The following is a 22,877-nucleotide window of genomic DNA, read 5'->3' on the forward strand; positions in this document are numbered from 1 at the left end:
TGATTATCTCATGATATATACCCATCCGGTTTTAACAGTACCGGAATTATCTCCTGTATCAAAAACATAATAATAAGTTCCCGTTGGTAAAACAGTTCCGTCAAAAGTTCCGTTTACATTTGAAACGCCTTTCCAGTCGTTTTGATAGCCTCTGGTTTTGTATACCAGATTTCCATATCTGTTAAAGATTTCCAATGTATTATTTGGGAAATGTTCGGCACATTTAATGGTGAAAACATCGTTAGAGCCATCCTCATTTGGAGTAAACTCGTTATAAACCACCAAACACATCGGTTCAACAGAGGCACTTGCCGTATTATTATTAACATCAGCATCTACCGGGTCGGAACTTGCTATCGTTACTGTATTTAAATAATCGCCTGAGAATAAAACTTTTACAGTGATCGCTAATGTTGCAGACTGATTTGGTCCTAAAGCCGGGATTGTCCAGATTCCGGTGTTGTTATTGTAGGTTCCGTTTGAAACGACCATACTCACAAAGGAATATCCGCTCGGAATCACTTCATTAACCACAACATTCTGGAACTGTGCCTGTCCTGTATTGGTTACCATAATGGTAAATACAACATTATCGTCAATAAATGGTGCAGGATTGTCTACCGTTTTCGTAATGGTAATATCCGAACAGTTGGACACATTCAGATTCAGGGTTGCCAGACTAAGAACGGTACAGCCATTTGCATCGTTATAGCTAACATTAACCGAATTGGCTCCTACCTGCGACCAGACAACCGTGATTGTATTATCTGCGGTTCCGCCGCCACTCACAACCTGTCCGCCGTTACCAACCGTCCAAACATAGTTGGTCATACCGGCGTTTGTAGTGTAGGTCACCTGATCCTGAAGACATACGGTAGCCGAACCACCGCTCAAAGTTGCCTGTGATCCGCTGTAGAACTGAACCGCAACGGCTAAACGAATCGAACTTTCACAGCCCGAAACCGGATCCACTAAAACACCATAGTATGTTCCAGCAGCCGTTATAGGCGTATTTGATGCTAACGGCGTTCCGCCTGCAGGAACGTTATACCAGATCACTCCGGCTTCGTTTACCTGAATGGAAACCACTGTAGGATTAGCCGTCGGACAGAATTCCTGTACCGCATCGTTAGTAGTTGGTGTTGGGGCATCATTAACCTGAACCGTAACAGCCAGACGAACAGCACTTTCACAGCCGGTTACCGGATCTACAATTACTCCATAATAGGTCATACCACTGGTTAGTGCCGTAGCAGCCGTAACAACAGTACCTCCTGTTGGAGCAGTATACCAGATCACTCCGGTTTCATTCACCTGGATAGACGCTACTGTAGGATTGTTTACTTTACAGAAATCCTGAGTGGTGTCGTTCGTTGTTGGTGTTGGGGTATTATTTACCTGAACCGTTACCGCCAGGCGAATAGAACTTTCACATCCGGAAGCCACATCCACCAATACACCATAATAGGTTGTTCCGCTAATTAACGGTGTGGTAGAAGCTAATGGCGTGCCACCGGTTGGTACATTGTACCAGATCACACCGGTTTCGTTTACCTGGATGGACGCTATTGTTGGATTACTTTGTGTACAAAAATCTTGTGTTGTATCATTTGTTGTTGGCGTTGGCGCATCGCTTACCTGAACGGCAACCGCCAAACGAATGGAACTTTCACAGCCGGAAGCCGCATCTACTAATACTCCGTAATAGGTTCCGGTTACTAATGGTGTGGTCGAAGCCACTACACTGCCTCCTGTTGGTGCAGTATACCAGATCACTCCGGTTTCATTCACCTGGATGGACGCTACCGTTGGATTGGTCGACTGACAGAAATCCTGAGTCGTATCATTCGTTGTTGGCGTTGGGGCATCATTTACCTGAACCGCAACGGCTAAACGTACCGAGCTTTCGCAGCCCGAAGCTGCATCTACTAATACGCCATAATACGTTCCGGTTACTAATGCCGTGGTGGAAGCCAATGGTGTTCCGCCGGTTGGTACAGTATACCAGATCACTCCGGTTTCATTTACCTGAATGGACGCTACCGTTGGATTGGTCGACTGACAGAAATCCTGGGTCGTATCGTTTGTTGTTGGCGTTGGTGCATCATTTACCTGAACCGTAACAGCCAGACGAATGGAACTTTCACAACCCGAAGCGGCATCTACCAATACGCCATAATAGGTTGTTCCGCTGATTAACGCCGTAGTTGAAGCCACTACACTGCCTCCTGTTGGTGCAGTATACCAGATCACTCCGGTTTCATTCACCTGAATGGACGCTACTGTTGGATTTGCCGACTGACAGAAATCCTGAGTGGTATCATTCGTAGTTGGCGTTGGCGCATCGTTTACCTGAACCGCAACGGCTAAGCGTACTGAGCTTTCACAGCCGGAAGCCGCATCTACCAATACGCCATAATAGGTACCGGTTACTAATGCTGTGGTCGAAGCCAATGGCGTTCCACCGGTTGGTACAGTATACCAGATCACTCCGGTTTCATTTACCTGGATCGAAGCCACCGTTGGATTATTTACTTTACAGAAATCCTGAGTCGTATCGTTTGTTGTTGGCGTTGGCGCATCGTTTACCTGAACGGCAACCGCTAAGCGTACTGAGCTTTCACAGCCGGAAGCAGCATCTACCAATACGCCATAATAGGTTCCGGTTACCAATGCAGTGGTGGAAGCCAATGGCGTTCCGCCGGTTGGTACAGTATACCAGATCACTCCGGTTTCATTTACCTGGATCGAAGCCACCGTTGGATTATTTACTTTACAGAAATCCTGAGTCGTATCGTTCGTTGTTGGTGTTGGCGCATCGTTTACCTGAACGGCAACAGCCAAGCGTACCGAGCTTTCACAGCCCGAAACAGCATCGATTAATACTCCGTAATAGGTTCCGGTTACCAATGGCGTTGTGGAAGCTAATGGCGTTCCACCTGTCGGCACATTGTACCAGATTACGCCGGCTTCATTCACGATAATCGATTCCACTATCGGGTTATTTGCTTTACAAAAATCCTGAGTCGTATCGTTTGTTGTTGGCGTTGGTGCATCGTTTACCTGTACGGCAACCGCTAAACGTACCGAGCTTTCACAACCGGAAGCAGCATCTACCAATACACCATAATAGGTACCGGTTACTAATGCTGTGGTAGAAGCTAACGGCGTTCCACCGGTTGGTACATTGTACCAGATCACACCGGCTTCATTGACGATGATTGATTCTACAATCGGATTATTTACTTTACAGAAATCCTGGGTCGTATCGTTTGTTGTTGGCGTTGGCGCATCGTTTACCTGAACCGCAACGGCTAAGCGTACCGAGCTTTCACAACCCGAAACAGCATCTACCAGTACGCCATAATAGGTTCCGGTTACTAATGCTGTGGTAGAAGCCAATGGCGTTCCGCCGGTTGGCACAGTATACCAGATCACACCGGCTTCATTAACGATAATTGATTCCACAATCGGATTATTTACTTTACAGAAATCCTGAGTGGTATCGTTTGTTGTTGGCGTTGGCGCATCGTTTACCTGAACCGCAACGGCTAAGCGTACCGAGCTTTCGCAACCAGAAACGGCATTCAGCAAGGCTCCGTAATAGGTTCCGGTTACCAATGGCGTTGTAGAAGCCAATGACGTTCCACCTGTCGGTACACTGTACCAGATTACGCCGGCTTCATTAACGATGATTGATTCTACTATCGGATTATCTACTTTACAGAAATCCTGAGTGGTATCATCGGTAGTTGGCGTTGGTGCATCGCCCATATTAACAACTACATCCTGTAAGGTTCCCGGTAAATTCGGGCAGGTAGTATTGCTCGACACCGCTACATAATAGGTATACGGGCTGTTTGTTGTGGTTAAACCGGTTACCGTCAGAGTACCGTTTGCCGCTATGGCATAGGTTACACCGCCAACGGTTCCGTTGGTTATTGGTTGCGTAATATCATTTGTAAAATACCAGGCAAAAACCGGATTGGTTAACGTCGTGGTTGGCTGAATGCTAACCGGATTCGGATTACTCATACAGGTCTGAACATCGCTCACGGTAATATCCGTAGCTACTGACGGCGGTAATATTATGAACGTAACCGAAATTCTGTCTGCCGGCAGCGTTTCACAAAACTGATCGGAGCTTACACCCACATAATAAGTGTGTGTTCCCGGAGTTAATCCTGTTAACGAAAGCGTACTGGTTGTTTGTCCCGGAATCAGGGTCTGAACCGTTCCGTTAAAACTATACCAGTAATAAACCGGATTGGTTACCGCCGGAGTACTGTTTAACTGTGCTGTTAAGGTAACCGCACCGCCTGGAGCGCACAATGTTGTGTTATTCCCGGAATTAATTAAAATACCGGTAATCGAAGTCTGTGGCGAGGTAGGTCCCACAATCAGTGTTATCGCCGTTCTGGCCATCACTTCACAACCGCTTCTCACAGGCTGCAGATAAAAGACATGTGTTCCCACAGCTAAACTGAAAGGCACCGTATAGGACGTTCCGCTGGTGATCAGATTGCCTCCTGTTGCCGCATCATACCAGTTAAATGTGGTACAATTCTGAGGAGCAATGCTCACAAGATCACCATAACATACTTCTATTATTCTGTCGCCGCCGCTGTCTACTACGTCAACAGCTGCTTCTCTTGTAACGGAATGTATCTGTAAACTATTCAATACGCTTGCCACACCGCCCATTCTGATACGAACGCGGTCGTATGCCGGCGACTGTGCATTGGTAATAATCACGGCTTCTGTTCCGCCGTTAAGCAGCTGTACCAACAGTACGGAACTGCTGGTATCCAACGCTCCTCCAACCGGGTTATTCCCCATATAACGCTGAATATTCAAACCGGATAAAAGCCCTGCATTCAATAAGGTTCCCGGTTTGGAAATTCTGATTTTGATAACATCATTTTCCTGTGACGGGCTTCTGAATTTCACGGTCATCTCTGCCGCTGCCAAAACACCTACACCGCTGGACATCGTAGCAAACGTAGTTTCACTGTTATCAACGGCATTCCAGGCATTGGTTACTCCAACGGTACTCGTTAAAGCGCCGATACCCAAATCGATATTACCATAAAATACGTCTTCCACATCGCCCGGCTGACAAACCACCGGATTGGAAACTTTTGCATAATAGGCCTCATAAATACGGGCACTTTGCGCCACGCTCAATATAGAGCCGATAACAATTCGTATTCCGTCATACGCTTTTGGTCCGGTAGTATTGGACGGTACAAAAGTATATTCAAAACTGTTCTCTCCCGGTAATAAGTTCAGCAAGCTTGCCGAAAGCGGTTGCAGGGTTCCGATATCTACAGGATTGCCCAAACCGTCTTTTTTAGTACCGATAATCGTAATGGCTCCCAACAGCGTTAAGCCGCTGTATTCCGTACCCACTTTAATGGTAACCGGTGTACCTGCCGGAATAGTCGTATTCCATTGCAGATTCTGCCAGGTGGTCCCGATGCCCAAAAGTCCGATACCGGTAGTAATGGTTGAGAATGACTGCGGGTTCTGATCGATTGCCGAACCGCCATTCATAACACCACCTGTAATAATCGAACCGGAACTTTGTGTATTGGCATACACCCTATCCATAAACGGCGGACAGTTGGAAGGATCAATAACGTTAACCGTTACGGAGATATTAACCGCACACAGTCCGTTATTGGCCACAGCCGTAAAAGTATAATAACCGGCTGTTGTAAACGGTCCGGCTACGTTAGCCGCTAAAGCAACACCGTTTTGGTCAAACCAGGTTACGGTTGCATTGGACGTTGACAGTAAGGTTACCGAATCGCCAAGATTTACCGTATAGGTTAACGGCACTACCTGCAACTGCGGTAACGGATTTACCGTTACTACTACCGCTTTTCTTTCAGACGGGCAGGTACTACTCGCATTTAAAGCTTCAATATAATATGTCCCTCCTACCGTTATATTGGCTGCCTGATCCGGCGTTAAAGGAGTATTCGTGCTATCGAAAAAAGAATATGTTGTATTGCCGGTCGTATCAAAATTTACAATGGCATTTCTAAGATTTACAAATCCGCAGCCGGAAATGGTCGTCTGAACATCAAGTGTTGTAACAGACAAACCAACCTGTACTTCCGCTAAAGTATTCGCTGCATTTTCACAGGCTCCGGCAAGTTCCACTGCTATAAAATAACTTCTGGGTGTATTGGTTGCGTTTAACCCGCTAACCGTTAAGGTGCCGGTAACAGGATCTTTCACATAGGTAATTCCCGCATGACCGGCAAAACCGGTTGTAATTTCCTGTGTTTTTAACTGATCTGTAAAATATTTGAATGTACCGCCAGATAAAGCTGTTGTTGGTGCTAAAACAGCAACACCCAGACAGGAAGCAGCTACATTTGCATTGATGGTTATATCTGTTGCTATCGGAAGGGATGAAACGGTTATCGTAATCGGAACCCTTTCTGAAACAGCGGTACAGCCTATTTGTCTTGCCGCAACATAATAGGTTGCTGTTGCAGACACATTAGAAATCAGATAAGGTACGTTATAGGCCGTAGTCGCTACCGGAGCGGTACTGGTAAGACTGTTATACCAGAGCAATTGATTTGTGGAAGCGGTAGTAGCCGTTAAAGATACCGGCTGACCGCTGCAAATGGCCAGATTCTGGTTTGCAGAAGTTACATCAGGCTTAGCCGGAGAACGATATACATTAAATATTTTGACTGTTTTGGTCACGTTTAACTGTACCAGTGAGGAGATTGTCACCTTAACCCTGTCGAATGACTGTCCGGGAGTAAAAGAAACATTGGTTTTCTGTCCGGCACTGAGCAGTCCCAAAACATCTGTGTTGAGCAATGCACCTAATCCGGTCGAATAGACTACATTTTGCCCGAGCAGCGCTTCTATTTTAATACCGTCTGATACACCTAAATTCAATAGTGAAGGATCATCCAGCTGCAAGGTTAAATGAAACTGGTCTGTAGTACTGGACGGCGTTGCAAAATAAATTGTCTGACTTATGGTTCCTGCAACGGTCAGCGCTCCCATACTTACCATGGAATAGCTGTTGTTATCCGTATCAATGGCATTTTTCGGATCTGCTACACCTGCACCGCCAACCCCTAAGATATCTACAGTACCTCCGGTACCGTCGAAAGAAGTGGTAAATGCCGGATTACAAACATCACTGCCTGAAAAATAGAACGCACTGTACACTCTCATGGTATTGATTGTACCCAGCAACAAGGTGTTTGTTAAATCCTCAATTTCAATACTGTTATAGCTCACATTGGGTGTTACCGCAATGTAATAATTACCATTGACATCATAAACAAGTCTTGCACTTTCATTGGCAAAACCATTAATCGAAGAAGCAGAAAATACCGGGGTCGCATTTCCTGTTTGTTTGACATTAACATTAAAGTAGTGATTTCCCAGGGCCAGTGTTCCTGTCAAATTAGCCAGAGCACCACCTAAACCACCTCCTAATAAGGTGTTTAAAAGGGTGTTATCGGTCTGGATTCTGATATAGGAAGTTGTTCCTGCCGGTACCGTAGACGGGAAACCCAGTTCTATTCTTCCGGTATAGGAACCTAAATTAATAGCAATACCACCATAAGATTCCAACGTGGCATAATCGGTAGTACTCACTGAAACCGCGTTACCGGGGGCAGCTACATGGCTATTATTAGCCAAAAGTTGATTGGCATACACATACGATACCTGTGCGCTGCTATCAACATGAACGAAGAGAAAAAACATTAAAAAAAGCAGGTAGAGCCTTTTAAAACATTTTTTCAGAGTAAAATTCCAATTCATAAGCAATAGATTTATAGGTTGTTTTTTTATACAGTATATTAAATAGCACTGTAAGCTCCCTTATACAAAGGCGCTAACTGCTGGTTAATCATTCATTTATGTTGTTTTTTTCAAGTGTTAAACCTAAACTTCACGAAACAGAAACGGCGATTACAATAATTACATGGATTTTCAAAAAGAATCAATTGTACTTTCACTGGGGCACTTCAAATACAATACATTTTGTACAATCAAAACAAATCTATTCTAACAAAATATTACAATAAATAAACAGAACTTTCTAACACTGATTAAATCAACTTTCAAAAAACATAAAAAACATATTATGCGAACATTTATTTACTTTTATAAATGTATTACACATTTTGAGAATATACAAGAAAAAAATACACATAAATTGCAAACTCCAAATAAACTCCTACAAAAACATCTAATTTCCTGTAAAGCAATACTGTTAAAAATGAAAAAATTTAAAAAATGCTTACAAAAATTACCTAAAAACAAAAAACACAATATTCTCATATTGCGAATATTTATAAAAAAGAAGCCGGAAGCATCCGTTCAAACAAAATCGCCACTTGCCTCTTGCAGCGAGATTCATTGGAATTGTTTACATAAAGAAGTATTTTTATTACTTTAGCATCATGATTAAAGTAGCTATTATCGGATCGGGAAATGTGGCCCGGCACCTGATTTCCGTTTTTGAAAAAACAGAAGCCATAACTTTAGTGCAGGCATTTGCCCGAAAAGCTCAAAATTTATCCGATTTACTGCCGTCAACGAAGATTATCTCGGATTATTCGGAGCTAAAAGATGCCGACATATATATCATTGCCGTTTCCGACGATGCCATTGCTGCGGTATCCGAACAACTGAATTTTACGAATAAATTTGTAGTCCATACTTCCGGCAGCAGCGGACTGGATATTCTGAACCCTAAAAACAGAAAAGGAGTGTTTTATCCGTTACAGACTTTTTCAAAAACCAAAGCGGTCAATTTCAGGGAAGTTCCCTTTTGCCTGGAAAGTGAAAACGAAGCCGATTTTGCCATCATGGAGGCTGTTGCCAAAGCAATATCCGATAAGGTTTATGCGGTTAATTCCCGGCAGCGCCAGAGCCTTCATATCGCAGCGGTCTTTTCCTGTAATTTTGTAAACCACCTGTACCAGATCGGAAATGAAATCTGTACCGAAAATGAAGTCCCGTTTGAAATTTTATACCCGCTAATACAGGAAACCGCCGATAAAATCAAAACCCTGTCGCCAAAAGCGGCACAAACCGGTCCGGCAAAACGCAACGACCGCAACACAATTGAAAAGCAACTTTCGTTCCTGGAAAACCATCCGGACAGAACAGCAATATACCAACTACTAACAGAATCCATACAGAAAAACAATGTCTAAGAGTTACAAAGAATTAATGAACGACATCACTACTTTTATTTTTGATGTCGACGGGGTATTAACCGATGGTACCATTCACGTTACCCAAACCGGAGAAATGCTCCGCAACATGAACATCCGTGACGGCTATGCTATGAAAGCCGCTGTCGAAAACGGCTATACCGTTTGCATCATCTCCGGCGGAAGCAATGAAGGAGTGCGTGTCAGGCTACGCAACTTAGGAATTACCGATATTTATTTAGGGGTACCGGATAAAGTGGAAACCTTTGATGAGTTTACCGACATCTACAATATAAAAGCCGATCAGGTACTTTATATGGGCGACGATATTCCGGATTACCACGTGATGAAACTGGTAGGACTGGCTACGTGTCCGCAGGATGCTTCTCCCGAGATAAAAGAAATCTGCCAGTACATTTCCCATAAAAACGGCGGAAAAGGCGCTGTGCGTGATGTTATCGAACAGGTTATGAAAGTACAAGGGAAATGGATGGAGCATTTTGATGCCAAATACGACTAATTCACACTTATAAAACAACCCAAAGCAATTCATACCGCTCATGCTCAATTTCTTAAAACTAATCCGCTACCAAAACCTGATTATGATAGCCTTAATGCAACTGTTGTTTCGTTACGGCTTCTTAAAGCAACAATCCGGCATTGCACTGGCCTTATCCGATTTTCAATATATGTTGCTGGTTCTGGCAACCGTTTGCATCGCTGCCGGCGGATTTGTGATTAACAACATCATGGATCAGGAAACCGACAGTATTTCGAAACCCGACGCGGTGGTTGTGGGCAGATCCATTTCGGAAACAATGGCCTATAATATCTATATCGCCGTTACCGTACTGGGTGTCGGCATTGGATTTTACCTGTCTAATATTATTGGGAAAGCCAGTTTTTCGACCTTGTTCATTGTAATTGCGGCTACCTTATATTTATATGCCACCAGTTTAAAGCAGAGCCTTTTAATCGGCAATATCATTGTTGCATTGCTTTTGTCTGTAAGCGTGATCATCATTGGTGTTTTTGATTTATACCCGGCTATCAACGACGGGAATCAGGCGCAGATGAGTGTGCTTTTCCAGATACTGCTGGATTATGCTTTATTTGCTTTTATCATCAATTTTATCCGTGAAATCGTAAAAGATCTGGAAGACATGGACGGCGACTATAATGCCGGAATGAGTACGCTTCCTATCGTATTGGGCAAAGCCAGAGCGACAAAAGTAGTTTTTGCACTCGCTTTTATTCCTGTGTTGGCCCTTATTTATTATATCAACAAAAACCTTCTGGGATTACAGTTTGTACTGTATTATGCCCTGCTGTGTATATTAGGACCACTACTCTATTTTATCATTAAAATATGGAGTGCCAAAACTAAAACCGAATTCCGTTTTTTAAGCAGTCTTCTTAAAATTATCCTGCTTTTCGGAATACTGTCCATCGTGGTCATTACCCTTAACATGAAATACAATGCTTAAAGAAATTTTTAAGAATCATACGATCATTCTGGCTTCCGGATCACCAAGACGTCAAAACTTTTTTAAAGAGCTGGACCTGGATTTTGAAATCCGTCTTAAAGAAGTAGACGAAATATATCCCGATTCTCTGAAAGCCGAAGAGATCACGGATTTCTTAGCCGAATTAAAAGCCGATGCTTTTAACGGAACCCTTTCCGATAAGGATATCCTGGTAACCAGCGATACGATTGTCTGGCACGAAGGCAAAGCATTGGGTAAACCAAAAGATTATGACGATGCTTTCCGGACCTTACAGTCCTTATCCGGAAAAACCCACGAAGTAATCACATCGGTAAGCATCCGGAGCAATGCAAAAACCGATACTTTTCACGAAGTAACCAGCGTTACGTTTAACGAACTGCCGGATGCCTATATTAAATATTACCTGGACAACTACAGTCCTTTTGATAAAGCAGGTTCCTACGGCATTCAGGAATGGATCGGACTGGTTGCCATTGCACGAATTGACGGTTCCTATAATAATGTGGTCGGACTTCCGGTGGACAAAGTCTTCCAACATTTGCTTACATTTGTAGTATAAACAATGTTGAAATGATCAATAACGAGTACACTACCCAAATCATCAGCTCCGTCATTACGCTTCTTTTCTTTGCCATTATCCGTTATCTGGCTACAAAAATTGTGAAGCGGTTTACCCTGTTGTCCCACACTATGGAACGACGCAGTAATCTGGTTATAAAATACATCAGTATCCTTATAGGTTCCCTGACGGTGTTATCGCTAACCGTAATCTGGGGTGTTAAGGCTGATGATATTCTTCTTGTGGTTTCCTCTATGTTTGCGGTAATTGGCGTTGCCATGTTTGCCCAATGGTCCATACTAAGCAATATTACCGCCGGGGTTATCCTGTTTTTTTCTTTTCCGTTTAAAATTGGCGATATTATTAAAATTCACGATAAAGATTTTCCCATTGAAGCCGAGATTGAAGACATTACTACTTTTCACGCACTCTTAAAAACAAAAGAAGGCGAAAGAATCACCTATCCCAACAACCTGCTGCTTCAAAAAGCCATCTCGATAATCACTCTTCATCATGAAGAAAAGGAATTTACAGACTAATTTTTAAAAAACAACAAACCCTTGTTTTTAAAAGGGTTACAACACAAAAAAGCCTTTTTTCATTCTGCAAAATCACCGCTCAATATTTTTTGGCACAATACTTGGAAATGGTTAAACAACCCAAATAATTTGTTTAATCAAAAAACTAAGATCATGAAAGCTATAAAATTAGTATTGTTAGGGATTTTATTCTTTACAAGCAGTATGAATGCCCAGGTTTCTATAAATGTAAATATAGGGACACCTCCGGCCTGGGGACCTACCGGGTATACCGACATCCGTTATTATTATTTACCGGATATTGAAATGTATTATGACATCAACACCGCGATGTTCATTTATTTCAGCAATGGCGGCTGGGTAAGAACGGCTTATCTGCCGCGCCCTTACAGACACTATGATTTGTACAGCGCTTATAAGGTTTGCTTACATGATTATGGTCCCAACCCATACGTTTACTATAAAAGACATAAAGTAAAATATTACAGAGGTTACAGAGGTACGCCACAGGTAGCCATCAATCCAAGACCAAGAGATGTAGAATACCGCGTGATTAACGACTCCCGAAGAGATTACGAATACAGAGACGACAGAAGGGACAATAATTACAGAGAACGAAAACATAACGATTTCCGAACCGAATACAGAACTGCCGACAACGGTAACAGCCGTAACGATGGAAAAAGTTTTGACAACGGAAACGGACGCGGCAACGGACGTGACTACAACAGCGGCGACCGCGGAAACAACGGCAACGGACGTGAATATGGCGGCGGTGATCGTGGTGGTGACCGCGGAAACGGACACGGAAGAAGATAATTTAAAAGCAAAGGCGTTTTTTTAACGTCTTTGCTTTTATTATTTAGCAGAAGGAATAGTATATTTGAAAAGCCAACCTTAATGAATATTATGACAAAAAAATTACCTTTCTATTTTATATTTTTTATCTTCCTTACCCAGCATACTTTTGCACAACAGCCTAAAAAACCAACTCCTTCTGAGATTTACAACCAGATAGAAAAATTAAACTTTTTAGGATCCGCACTTTATATTGCAGCCCATCCCGATGACGAAAACACCCGTCTTATTTCATTTTTAGCCAACAGTAAAAAAGCCCGTACCGGTTATCTTTCGCTTACACGCGGTGATGGCGGACAAAATCTTATCGGAACAGAACTACGCGAGCTTTTAGGCGTTATCCGTACTCAGGAATTAATCGAAGCCCGAAAAACAGACGGCGGTGAACAGTTTTTTTCCAGAGCAAATGATTTTGGCTATTCGAAAGTGCCCAATGAAACGCTGGAAATATGGGATAAGGAAAAAGTTATGAGCGACATGGCGTGGATTATCCGGAATTTTCAGCCGGACATTATCATCAACCGTTTCGACCACCGTTCTCCGGGCACAACACACGGGCATCACACCTCTTCGGCCATGCTTTCGCAGGAGCTTTTCACCTTAGCGGCAGATGCTTCATTTGAGCCTTCACAACTGAAATTTGTAAAACCATGGCAGCCCAAACGTTTATTTTTTAATGTTTCCTGGTGGTTTTTTGGCGGAAAAGACAAATTTGAAAAAGCAGACAAATCAAAATATGTCAACTTAAGAACCGGTGTTTATTATCCTTCACTGGGGAAATCCAATCAGGAAGTTGCCGCTTTGAGCCGCAGTAAGCACCAATCGCAGGGATTTGGTACTACCGGTGCCCGCGGGGAAGACATGGAATACCTGGAACTGATTAAAGGAAGTCCGTTAACGGATCAGCAAAATTTATTTGAAGGCATTGATACCTCCTGGAATCGCGTTAAAGGCGGTGCCCGCATTGGAGAAACCATCGATTTTATCTTAAAATGCTTTGACTTTAAAAATCCTTCCGCTTCGGTATATGACCTGGTAAAAGTATACCAGCAGATTCAGAATTTAGAAGACAACCATTGGAAAACCATCAAACTGGAGGAAGTAAAAGCCATTATAGCCGAATGTTCCGGTTTATACCTGGAAGCAGTAGCCGAAAATCAATCGGTTACCCCGGGAAGCAATCTGAAGGTAAAATGGGAAGCCATTAACCGAAGTACGGTTGAAATGAAGCTGTTAAGACTGGTTATACAGCCGGACAAGCAAACCATTGAGCAAAGTTTTCCGTTAAAGAACAACCTGTTTGAAAGCGAAACCATCAGCATTTCGATACCTAAAGAAACTCCTTATACCTCGCCTTACTGGCTGAATGAAAAGGGAACTACCGGAATGTACTCTGTGAACGACCAGCAAAAAATAGGGATTCCGGACATTATCCGTAAAATTGCCATTACCTTCTCCATACTGGTGGAAGGCACCGAAATTCCGTTTACGAAAGAAATCATCTATAAATACAACGATCCTGTAAAAGGAGAAGTGTACCGTCCACTGGATGTAGTACCGGAAGTTACTGCCGAAATTTTAAACAAAGTACAGCTGTTTAAAGACCGGAAAAAACAATTGGTAGCGGTAAAAGTAAAAGCCGGAAAAGACAATTGTAACGGTACTTTACAACTGGAACTTCCTGCCGACTGGAAAGTGGTTCCCGAAACCATTCCGTTCCAGTTATCCCGGAAAGGAAGTGAAAAAACAGTAACTTTTGAAGTAACGCCGCCCAATTATACATCGGAAGCTGTAGCCAAAAGCATTGCAGTTGTTAATGGAGAACGCTTTGATAAACAGCAGATCCTGATCGATTATCCACACATTGCCTTACAACAGGTTTTATTGCCTGCCGAAGCGAAGTTTACCAAAGCCGATGTGGAGATCAAAGGAAAAAACATTGCCTATATTATGGGCGCCGGCGACCAGGTTCCGCAGAGCCTGCAACAAATGGGTTATACGGTGACTATTGTAAAACCGGAAAAAATAACCAGTAGTTTACTGGAAACTTTTGATGCGGTAGTGGTAGGCATCCGTGCTTATAATGTTGTGGAAGCCTTACAGTTCAAACAGCCTTTATTGTTCGAATATGTTCGCAACGGCGGTACGATGGTAGTCCAGTACAATACAACCGGAAGCCTTATAACACAGGATATTGCACCCTACCCGCTTGAAATTTCTTCCGATCGTGTAACGGAAGAAAATGCCACGGTTACCTTTTTAGATCCAAAACACAAAGTCCTTAATTTCCCGAACAAAATAACCGCTGATGATTTTAAAGGCTGGGTTCAGGAACAGGGTTTATACTATCCGGACAAATGGGGCAGTGAATTTACGCCTGTACTGGAAGCTAATGATAAAGGCGAAACCCCTAAAAAAGGAGCTTTATTAGTAGCCAAATACGGCAAAGGATATTATGTCTATACAGGACTGAGCTTTTTCAGAGAACTGCCGGAAGGCGTTTCGGGAGCTTTCCGTCTTATGGCAAACATCATTGCTGTAGGGAAATAGTGTTAATAATCGAAATAGCGTAAATCTTTTTCGTATTTTCGAAACCAAGTATCGTGATACCGGATGCGCAGAAATCCGGTATTAAATTCAAAACAACATGACTGAAAAACCGAATTCCTGGAAAAAAAGCTACACTTTGGTATTAATACTAAATGCTTTCTATATACTGTTGTTTTATTTTTTAATGCAAATGTACGCCTAAACCATGCAGAGTATTGACTGGATAGTATTATCAGCAACCCTTTTATTCATTGTAATTTACGGTTCTTTAAAAACCAAAGGAAGTAAAAATGTCGAAGAGTTTATTCTCGGCAATAACGAAACACCCTGGTGGACCGTTGGTCTTTCCGTAATGGCCACCCAGGCCAGTGCGATTACCTTCCTCTCTACTCCCGGACAGGCTTATCATGACGGAATGGGATTTGTACAGTTCTATTTCGGTTTACCCATCGCGATGATTGTGATCTGTATCACCTTTATTCCGATATACCACCGTTTAAAAGTTTTTACGGCTTATGAATTCCTGGAACAGCGTTTTGATGTCAAAACCCGTTCGCTGGCTGCTTTTCTATTCCTTTTTCAGCGTGGATTGGGAACCGGACTAACCATTTATGCTCCGGCTATTATTTTATCCTCCCTGCTGGGCTGGAACCTTACTTTAATGAATATCATTATCGGTTTACTGATTATTGTCTATACTTTTTCCGGTGGAACGAAAGCGGTTAATGTCACGCAAAAACAACAAATGTTTGTAATCATGACCGGAATGTTCATCACCTTTGTGCTCATTTTAAGCTATTTACCGGACGAGCTTAGTTTTAGTAATGCGCTGGGTATAGCCGGTGCCAACGGGAAAATGAATATTGTTGATTTTTCTTTTGATCCGGAAACCCGATATACGTTCTGGAGCGGTATTACCGGCGGTTTTTTCCTGGCACTTTCCTATTTTGGTACCGACCAGTCACAGGTTGGACGTTACCTTACCGGAAAATCCATTAAAGAAAGCCAGATGGGTTTAATCATGAACGGATTGCTAAAAGTCCCGATGCAGTTTTTCATACTGTTAACCGGAGTTATGGTTTTTGTATTCTTCCAGTTTCACTCGGCTCCGCTGCACTTTAACCCGAATAACATCAAGATTGTAGAGCATTCCCCATACAAAGCGGCATATAAAAAACTGGAAGCACAGCTCGACCAGGTACAGGAAGAGAAAAAAGAGATCAGCATGCTGTATGTGGGGCAATTGCAACAGGATTTTGACAATCCTATCTTACAGCAGAAAATGGTTTCCTTATCCAGTAAAGAAAAAGACCTGCGGGAAGATGCCAAAGAACTGATTAAAAAAGCGGATGTTAAAACCGAAACAAACGATAAGGATTATGTATTTATCCACTTTATCCTGAACTACCTTCCAAAAGGGCTTATAGGCTTGTTATTGGCCGTAATCCTGTCGGCAGCGATGTCTTCCTCCGCTTCGGGATTAAATGCGTTAGCTTCCACAACAACGATTGACCTGTACAAAAGGAATTTAAAAACGGAGAAATCCGAAAAGCATTTTGTAAACGCTACCCAGCTTTTTACGCTTTTCTGGGGTTTAATTGCCATCCTGTTTGCCTGTGTGGGTACTTTATTTGAAAACCTGATCCAGCTGGTAAATATTGTTGGTTCCATCTTTTACGGAACCGTATTGGGTATTTTCCTGATTGCGTTTTATATCAAGTTTATTAAGGCAAAAGCCGTTTTTTGGGCGGCTATGACCAGTCAGCTGCTTATTTTTTACATCTATTATCTGGATGTGGTGAGTTTCCTGTGGCTGAACATTATCGGTGCTTTCCTGACGATCGTACTGTCTTCGATATTACAGGGCTATCTGAATATGATTAAGAAAACACCGGAAAACGTATAAGATTTTCTAAGACTGTAACGACTGTAGGAATCGGATCACCGGTTCCAGTGTCTGCTCCGGATTTTCTTTATGCGGCGAATGGCTAACAGCCGGAATAAGGCATTGCTGTGCCCTGCCGCTCACCTGTTCTGCTATGGCACTCACTTGTTTTGTGCTGCCAAATTCATCGTTTTCGCCTTGAAGCACCAGTACCGGGCAGGTAATATTGGGTAAATATTTTTCAATATTCCAGCTTCTGAACCGGTCCGAGAGCCAGGTTTCCGTCCATGCGCAGAACAGTCCGTCTACGTTATCGCCATGGTATTTCAACAGTTTTTCTTTCAGATTGGTGGTCGCATACGCTTCCACAGCTGCCCTGATGCCGTTTAGCGTAATATCTTCTACAAACACGTGAGCTCCTTCGGTAATTACCGCTTTAATCCGTTCAGGAAACATTGCCGCCGTTAGCAAAGCTATCGAACCGCCGTCGCTATGCCCGAACAGGATTGCTGCATCAATAGCCAGCGCCGCCAGAAGACTGTCCAGCGTTTGGGCTTCTTTTTCAAGATAGTCGTTATGGCGTTCAATGGTTGTAAAAGCATCCGATTCGCCATAACCCTGCCGGTCATAGACCATCACATTGCACTGCGCTGCCTGTGCCAGTATATCCGGAAAGTTGCGCCATAGGGTGATGCAACCCAGGGAATCGTGTAGAAAAACGATATACGGTTTCGTATGGTCAATAGTGGCCGTGTACACGTTTAAGCGTACCCCGTCAACAAGTATGTGTCTTTTCATTTTCTGAATTTATTCCGGTATACCGCCTGTAAGCTTACGGCCATACCCGTTTTGAATATTGAAAACAGTTATCTTTTCAGCGTAAAATGGCCTTTTACTTCTCTTCCGTCCTGCAAATAAACCACATACCAGTAATCGGTTGCCGGAAGCGGCTGGTTGTTGTAGATACCGTTCCAGCCTTCGGAAGCTTTCATCTGTCTTAATAATTTACCGTAACGGTCAAAAATATTGACAATGCTGTTTTTATACAGGCTATTTGCAGCGCCTTTAATACGCCATAAATCGTTGTAACCGTCTCCGTTTGGCGTAAAGTATTTCGGAATGCCCAATACGGCCACCTGTTTTGCAATCGTACCGCAGCCGTTAAAATCCCGGATATAAACGGTATGGATACCGGTAGCAACATTGTCAAAGAAGTTGCTGTCCTGGAAAGGTCCGTCCGGTGCATCAATTCCATAAACATAATGGTTGCTGCTTCCCGTTACATAAACCGTTATGGTATTATTTTCTGTTAAGTCTTCTACTTCTATAGCCGTTACCGTAGCCACATTGGACGGTTCTACCGTTAATGTCCTGATAGCCGAGCAGCCATAAACATTGGTCACCGCAACCGTATAGACACCCGGCGTGATCACACTGATCGTTGGAGTTGTCGCTCCGGTTGACCACAAAAACTGATAACCGTTAGCCGAGGCAATACCACTTGTTAATAATAGCGGGGTTACCGGCTGGTCTGTACATAATTTTGGTGAAGCATCAGTTGCTAGTGCCGGCAATCTTCGTATGTATAATTTTATTTCATGCACGCCTTCACAATCGTTATTACTCTCAACGCGGGCATAAACCGTCTGGAAGCCAATGGTTGTATTGGTAAAGGCCGTATTCAGTTCGTTTTGCTCCAGCAGAGCATCCGTAACCGAGCTGTAATATTTAACGGTATTGGTACTGGTTTCCAGTCCTAAACCTGTCAGGTTAAAAGTATAATACCCATTATCCGAACAGCCATTCATAACCAGTTCCTGTGTAGCTGTCGTATTCACGTGCAGCGAAAGTGTTGTAATGCTGTAGCAGCCGGTTTGGGTATCGGTAACTCTTACTGATAATTGCTGCGGATTGGAAATATTGGTATAAACCGGATTTAAAGAAGCGGTATTCGCTACTGCATCAGCATTGTTTAAAAAGAAGGTTGTTATCCGGTTAGCATTTCCGTTCGTCAGTACGGCATCGGCTTCATTCAGATTAAAAGTGGTAAACCCGTCCGGATTTAACCCGAAATCACATTGTACCAAGGTAGCCGGTGATACGACCGGAGGTGTATTGACCTTTAAAAAGAAGCTTTTGGTACTATAGCAATTGGTATTGGTGGTATTTTCTATCCGCACATAAATTTCCTGACTGTTTGCATTGGTATTTGTAAACAGATACGGCAGTGCATTCGATCCGGCATCGGCATCGGCCTGCGTTGCATGAAAACTAATGGCGCGATCTGCGGCATTCTGGGTTCCTAAAATTCCTGCGATTTTTGTCTGCAAATCAAATGTTTCAAAACCATTACTGCTGCTGTCGTCACAAAGGGCATAATCGGTTAGTACTGTGACAACCGGTTTTGGTGTTACCGTAACCTGGAAAGAAGTCACAGCAAAACAAGCGGAATTACTTCTATTCTGTACCCGGGCATAAAGCGTAAACGACGGCACCGTATTGGTAAAATTCGTCGGGTCTATTGCATTCTGATTACTGGCAGCATCTGCCGGAGACAGAAAATACAGTACTTCAAAAACCGTTGGTGACTGCGTTCCTAAAATACTGCCGGTTTGCTGCTGTAAATTGATTTGGGTCAGGCCGTCGCTATCGGAATCACAAAGCTGCAGGTTTCCAACCGGATTTGCCACCGGAACCTCATAGATGGTAATGGTTTCGGAATTGGTTACCGCATTACCGTTAATCACTACGGTCACCGAAACCGGATAATCTCCGGGTGCCGCATATACATGGGTGGGCGCTACGGCATTTGAAACCGGAGAAGCATCTCCAAAATTCCATTCGATACTGGTATAGGCCTGATTGGTTAGTGAGGCCGGCATAGTGAAAGTTGTCGTATCGCCAAAACAGGTATTGGCAACCTGAAAACTCGGATAAAATACCGAGGTTATAAAAGGCGGCAGCCCTAATGTTGCCAGTCCGCTGCTTAACGTAATGGCATTCATAACAAAACCGGCAAGACTACCCGTCTCTTCCGGATTGTTAATGACGCTCAGGTGTATGGTTGCGGAATTGGTAAAGTATATTTTTTTATCCGGTCCCAGCTGCAACGCTCCTGTAGCCGTAGTATTCGAAATATTCAATATCGAACCCGGAATATTAGCGCTTTCCAGATCAAACTGGGCAATACTATTAACATTGCTTTCTCTAATACTGGCGTATAGTTTTTTAGTTTCTGCCGAAAATTCAATTCCATACGCATTAACGGAATTAATCAGGGCAACAGGATTTGAAACTATTCCGGTATTTTTATCAAAATCGTATAAATAAACCGATCCGTCATTAGTTGTCTCCCCTGTTTGCGTACCGTTTTGAGAATGGGCTATGGCTAATTTCTGACCATTGGGCGATGCTTTTAAATACCCAATAGCGTTTCTCCTGTAACCGCTTAGTGTAATATACGGATCAACTGTCGAGACCACCGGTGTTTGTGAAACTCCGGTACTGGTAACTCTGAAAGCATAAAAACGGTTTATGAAATGGGTAATAACCCAATAACCGCCGGAAGCGTCTTTTACTGCCGTAATTTTTTCGGAGCATTTGTATTTTATTTCATCACCATTAGGATTGGTATCATAAGTAATAAGGTGCTTGTTCCGGTTGGTAATATTACCAATACTTCCGTTACTTCCCGTTAGCTGCAGGTTAACCGTGGAATAATTGAATCCGTTATTGTAGCCATCGTCCTGGCTTTCTGTAAATCCCGTATTACGGGCCGGATAAGTGGCTGCATTATCATGATGCGGCTCATCGACCGTAAAAATATAGTAGGTATTCGGGTCATTCGGTTTGGGAACAATTATCCCCGACTGTGTACTGGACGGGTCGCCAAATAAACCTTTACCACCAAAGTAGTCCCCGTTTGGCATAATCACGTGATTTCTGTCCCAGACAGTACGGCCATCGGTATAAAAAAGTAAATCGCCGTTTGCGTTAGAAATGGAACTGCATCCTTCGTTAGTCTGAATCTGTCCGTTCGTGAGAGAGGTTACCACTCCATTGGCATCAAAATGTATTCCGGCTCCGGCACCAAAAAACCAGTTGTTGGCTTCTCCCTGGGCAAATAAGCCTGATGTATATAAAAATAGTATCAGAAAGTATTTTTTTATCATATAATTATAGAAAGGGATCAAATATAAAGTATTATCTGTTATTGTCTGCCGGTATACTTAATATTCACTAAAACATTAAAAACAAACAATTTGTAGTGTTAATTGTTATTATTCTCTGCTTTTCAGGAAAAATTAATAGCTAATCCATAAAAAAAAGGGGATTTTTCCCCTGTTTTGTCTTTTAGTGATCCACTATTTTTGTTCTAATAAAAATCGAATTTACAATGAAATCAAGAGGACTAACGGTTGTATACTTTTTAATGGCTATCTATTCGTTTACGCAGCTTTATTTTTATTTTGATAATCTGGATTTTACGACCGAATTATTCAATACATTAATCATACTGCTGACGATCATTATTACGCTGATTATCGTAGCTTCCAATATTACTGTTTTCATCATCCGTAAAAAACGATATCTTAACCGGAAATAAAGACGCTGCTTGTTTCCCAGCCGGTTTTACCCTGGTTATACCAAAGCTGGCCGTCAACTACTTCTAACGGGCATTCAAAATTATTCGTATATAGAGCACCAGTACCTAATCCTTGCGGCATCGGATTTTGTAACGTAAACGTCCACTGGGCAATAGCATTCAGCCCGATATTGCTTTCCAGTGCCGAGGTTATCCACCAGCCGATATTATGCTTTTCCGCAAGGTCTATCCATTCCTTTGAGCCGCGGAAACCGCCAACCAGACTCGGTTTTAAAATAATATACTGCGGTTTTATCTGTACCAACAAAGCTTCTTTATCTTCCGGTTTAAAAATACCTATCAACTCCTCATCCAGCGCAATCGGAAAAGGAGTTTCCCGGCACAATTGTGCCATTACGGCAACATTGCCCTGCTTAACCGGCTGTTCGATACTGTGCAGTTCAAATTCGGACAGTTGTTGTAGTTTCTCCAATGCCTTATCGTTAGAAAAAGCACCGTTAGCATCTACCCGGATCTCAACCGTTCCGGCATCAAAGTTATTCCGGATAAAAGCCAGCAGATCCAGTTCTTTCTGAAAATCAATAGCACCAATTTTCAGCTTGATACAATGGAATCCCTGGGCCAGTTTTTCTTCGATCTGGGTTTTCATAAAGGATTCTTCCCCCATCCAGACCAGGCCGTTTATCAGGATGCTTTTCCGGGATCCGGTAAAATCAGACGGGAATAACAAAAAAGGATCCTGAGCGGCTAACGACCGGAATGCCATTTCCACTCCAAACTGAATGGACGGAAACTCCTGCAATGATTCCCAGAGTTTATCTTCTCCCAAATGGATGTTCCCGCAAACCCAGCGCAGTTTTTCTTCATAGTCCGGCCGGTCATCCACACTGAGCGTTCGCAATATTCCACACTCGCCTATTCCTTTTTTACCATCTTTTTCAAGCAGGATAAACCAGGTTTCTTTTTCAGTCAGTATACCGCGGGATGTCCCGGATGGTCTTTTGAATTGCAGCGTGTATTTTTGATAAGATGCTTTCATAGGGATGATATACGATATATGATTTATGAGGGATGATATACGAAGTTTGATTTGTGAGGTTTGATTTGTGAGGTTTGATTTACGATATACGATATATGAAGTTAGGATACTTACTTCT

At 42.9% G+C, this 22,877-nt stretch carries 13 protein-coding genes; 9 read left to right on the forward strand and 4 right to left on the reverse strand.

The genetic code is table 11. The features are described from left to right. Window positions 1–3: 3 nt before the first annotated feature. Window positions 4–7,755 carry an Ig-like domain-containing protein gene (locus HW120_RS13225; RefSeq protein ID WP_177734560.1) on the reverse strand — a complete coding sequence of 2,584 codons (7,752 nt, stop codon included), beginning with the start codon at window positions 7,753–7,755 and terminating at the stop codon, window positions 4–6. Window positions 7,756–8,456: 701 nt separating this feature from the next. Between HW120_RS13225 and HW120_RS13230 the strand changes: the two genes are divergently transcribed. The 8 genes from HW120_RS13230 to HW120_RS13265 all read left to right on the forward strand — a co-directional run bounded on the left by HW120_RS13230 (window position 8,457) and on the right by HW120_RS13265 (window position 17,135). Beyond that, window positions 8,457–9,215, forward strand: coding sequence for a Rossmann-like and DUF2520 domain-containing protein (locus HW120_RS13230; RefSeq protein WP_177734561.1), 759 nt, complete (start codon window positions 8,457–8,459; stop codon window positions 9,213–9,215). After that, a complete protein-coding gene (locus HW120_RS13235) occupies window positions 9,208–9,735 on the forward strand; it encodes a KdsC family phosphatase (RefSeq protein ID WP_177734562.1) in 528 nt (175 codons plus the stop codon). Before HW120_RS13230 ends, HW120_RS13235 begins: the two co-directional genes overlap by 8 nt. 40 nt (window positions 9,736–9,775) lie before the next feature. Then, window positions 9,776–10,702, forward strand: a complete 927-nt coding sequence (locus tag HW120_RS13240) for a geranylgeranylglycerol-phosphate geranylgeranyltransferase (protein ID WP_177734563.1) — start codon at window positions 9,776–9,778, stop codon at window positions 10,700–10,702. Continuing rightward, entirely contained in the window at window positions 10,695–11,282 is a 588-nt protein-coding gene (locus tag HW120_RS13245) for a Maf-like protein (protein ID WP_177734564.1), read from the forward strand. Before HW120_RS13240 ends, HW120_RS13245 begins: the two co-directional genes overlap by 8 nt. An 11-nt stretch (window positions 11,283–11,293) precedes the next feature. After that, window positions 11,294–11,821 (forward strand): mechanosensitive ion channel domain-containing protein, encoded by a 528-nt coding sequence (locus tag HW120_RS13250; RefSeq protein WP_177734565.1) that lies wholly within the window; start codon window positions 11,294–11,296, stop codon window positions 11,819–11,821. A 153-nt stretch (window positions 11,822–11,974) separates the two neighbouring features. Beyond that, the gene (locus HW120_RS13255) at window positions 11,975–12,640 is read left to right on the forward strand and encodes a hypothetical protein (protein WP_177734566.1); all 666 of its coding nucleotides are present in this window, start codon (window positions 11,975–11,977) and stop codon (window positions 12,638–12,640) included. Window positions 12,641–12,730: 90 nt separating this feature from the next. Further along, window positions 12,731–15,229: a PIG-L family deacetylase gene (locus HW120_RS13260; RefSeq protein WP_177734567.1), complete on the forward strand. Its 2,499-nt coding sequence runs from the start codon at window positions 12,731–12,733 to the stop codon at window positions 15,227–15,229. A gap of 205 nt (window positions 15,230–15,434) precedes the next feature. Continuing rightward, window positions 15,435–17,135: a sodium:solute symporter family transporter gene (locus HW120_RS13265; RefSeq protein WP_177734568.1), complete on the forward strand. Its 1,701-nt coding sequence runs from the start codon at window positions 15,435–15,437 to the stop codon at window positions 17,133–17,135. Window positions 17,136–17,141: 6 nt separating this feature from the next. On the opposite strand, the gene HW120_RS13270 is transcribed toward HW120_RS13265, so the two are convergent. After that, the gene (locus tag HW120_RS13270) at window positions 17,142–17,912 is read right to left on the reverse strand and encodes an alpha/beta fold hydrolase (protein WP_177734569.1); all 771 of its coding nucleotides are present in this window, start codon (window positions 17,910–17,912) and stop codon (window positions 17,142–17,144) included. A gap of 68 nt (window positions 17,913–17,980) precedes the next feature. After that, on the reverse strand, window positions 17,981–21,286 hold the full coding sequence (locus HW120_RS13275; protein WP_177734570.1) for a T9SS type B sorting domain-containing protein: 3,306 nt from the start codon (window positions 21,284–21,286) through the stop codon (window positions 17,981–17,983). A gap of 224 nt (window positions 21,287–21,510) precedes the next feature. Between HW120_RS13275 and HW120_RS13280 the strand changes: the two genes are divergently transcribed. Then, window positions 21,511–21,720, forward strand: a complete 210-nt coding sequence (locus HW120_RS13280) for a hypothetical protein (RefSeq protein WP_177734571.1) — start codon at window positions 21,511–21,513, stop codon at window positions 21,718–21,720. Here HW120_RS13280 and HW120_RS13285 read toward each other — a convergent pair. Continuing rightward, window positions 21,707–22,759, reverse strand: coding sequence for an o-succinylbenzoate synthase (locus HW120_RS13285; RefSeq protein ID WP_177734572.1), 1,053 nt, complete (start codon window positions 22,757–22,759; stop codon window positions 21,707–21,709). The two genes, HW120_RS13280 and HW120_RS13285, sit on opposite strands and share 14 nt — an antisense overlap. Window positions 22,760–22,877: the final 118 nt, after the last annotated feature.

It is taken from the genome of Flavobacterium inviolabile (genome assembly GCF_013389455.1).
GTDB lineage: Bacteria > Bacteroidota > Bacteroidia > Flavobacteriales > Flavobacteriaceae > Flavobacterium > Flavobacterium inviolabile.

Excerpts from the sequence above, each read along its gene's own strand:
- HW120_RS13240 (WP_177734563.1), top strand. The coding sequence starts at position 9,776 with ATGCTCAATTTCTTAAAACTAATCCGCTACCAAAACCTGATTATGATA.
- HW120_RS13225 (WP_177734560.1), bottom strand. The coding sequence starts at position 7,755 with ATGTTTTTTCTCTTCGTTCATGTTGATAGCAGCGCACAGGTATCGTAT.
- HW120_RS13250 (WP_177734565.1), top strand. The coding sequence starts at position 11,294 with ATGATCAATAACGAGTACACTACCCAAATCATCAGCTCCGTCATTACG.
- HW120_RS13230 (WP_177734561.1), top strand. The coding sequence starts at position 8,457 with ATGATTAAAGTAGCTATTATCGGATCGGGAAATGTGGCCCGGCACCTG.
- HW120_RS13275 (WP_177734570.1), bottom strand. The coding sequence starts at position 21,286 with ATGATAAAAAAATACTTTCTGATACTATTTTTATATACATCAGGCTTA.
- HW120_RS13270 (WP_177734569.1), bottom strand. The coding sequence starts at position 17,912 with ATGAAAAGACACATACTTGTTGACGGGGTACGCTTAAACGTGTACACG.
- HW120_RS13260 (WP_177734567.1), top strand. The coding sequence starts at position 12,731 with ATGACAAAAAAATTACCTTTCTATTTTATATTTTTTATCTTCCTTACC.
- HW120_RS13255 (WP_177734566.1), top strand. The coding sequence starts at position 11,975 with ATGAAAGCTATAAAATTAGTATTGTTAGGGATTTTATTCTTTACAAGC.
- HW120_RS13280 (WP_177734571.1), top strand. The coding sequence starts at position 21,511 with ATGAAATCAAGAGGACTAACGGTTGTATACTTTTTAATGGCTATCTAT.
- HW120_RS13245 (WP_177734564.1), top strand. The coding sequence starts at position 10,695 with ATGCTTAAAGAAATTTTTAAGAATCATACGATCATTCTGGCTTCCGGA.
- HW120_RS13285 (WP_177734572.1), bottom strand. The coding sequence starts at position 22,759 with ATGAAAGCATCTTATCAAAAATACACGCTGCAATTCAAAAGACCATCC.
- HW120_RS13265 (WP_177734568.1), top strand. The coding sequence starts at position 15,435 with ATGCAGAGTATTGACTGGATAGTATTATCAGCAACCCTTTTATTCATT.
- HW120_RS13235 (WP_177734562.1), top strand. The coding sequence starts at position 9,208 with ATGTCTAAGAGTTACAAAGAATTAATGAACGACATCACTACTTTTATT.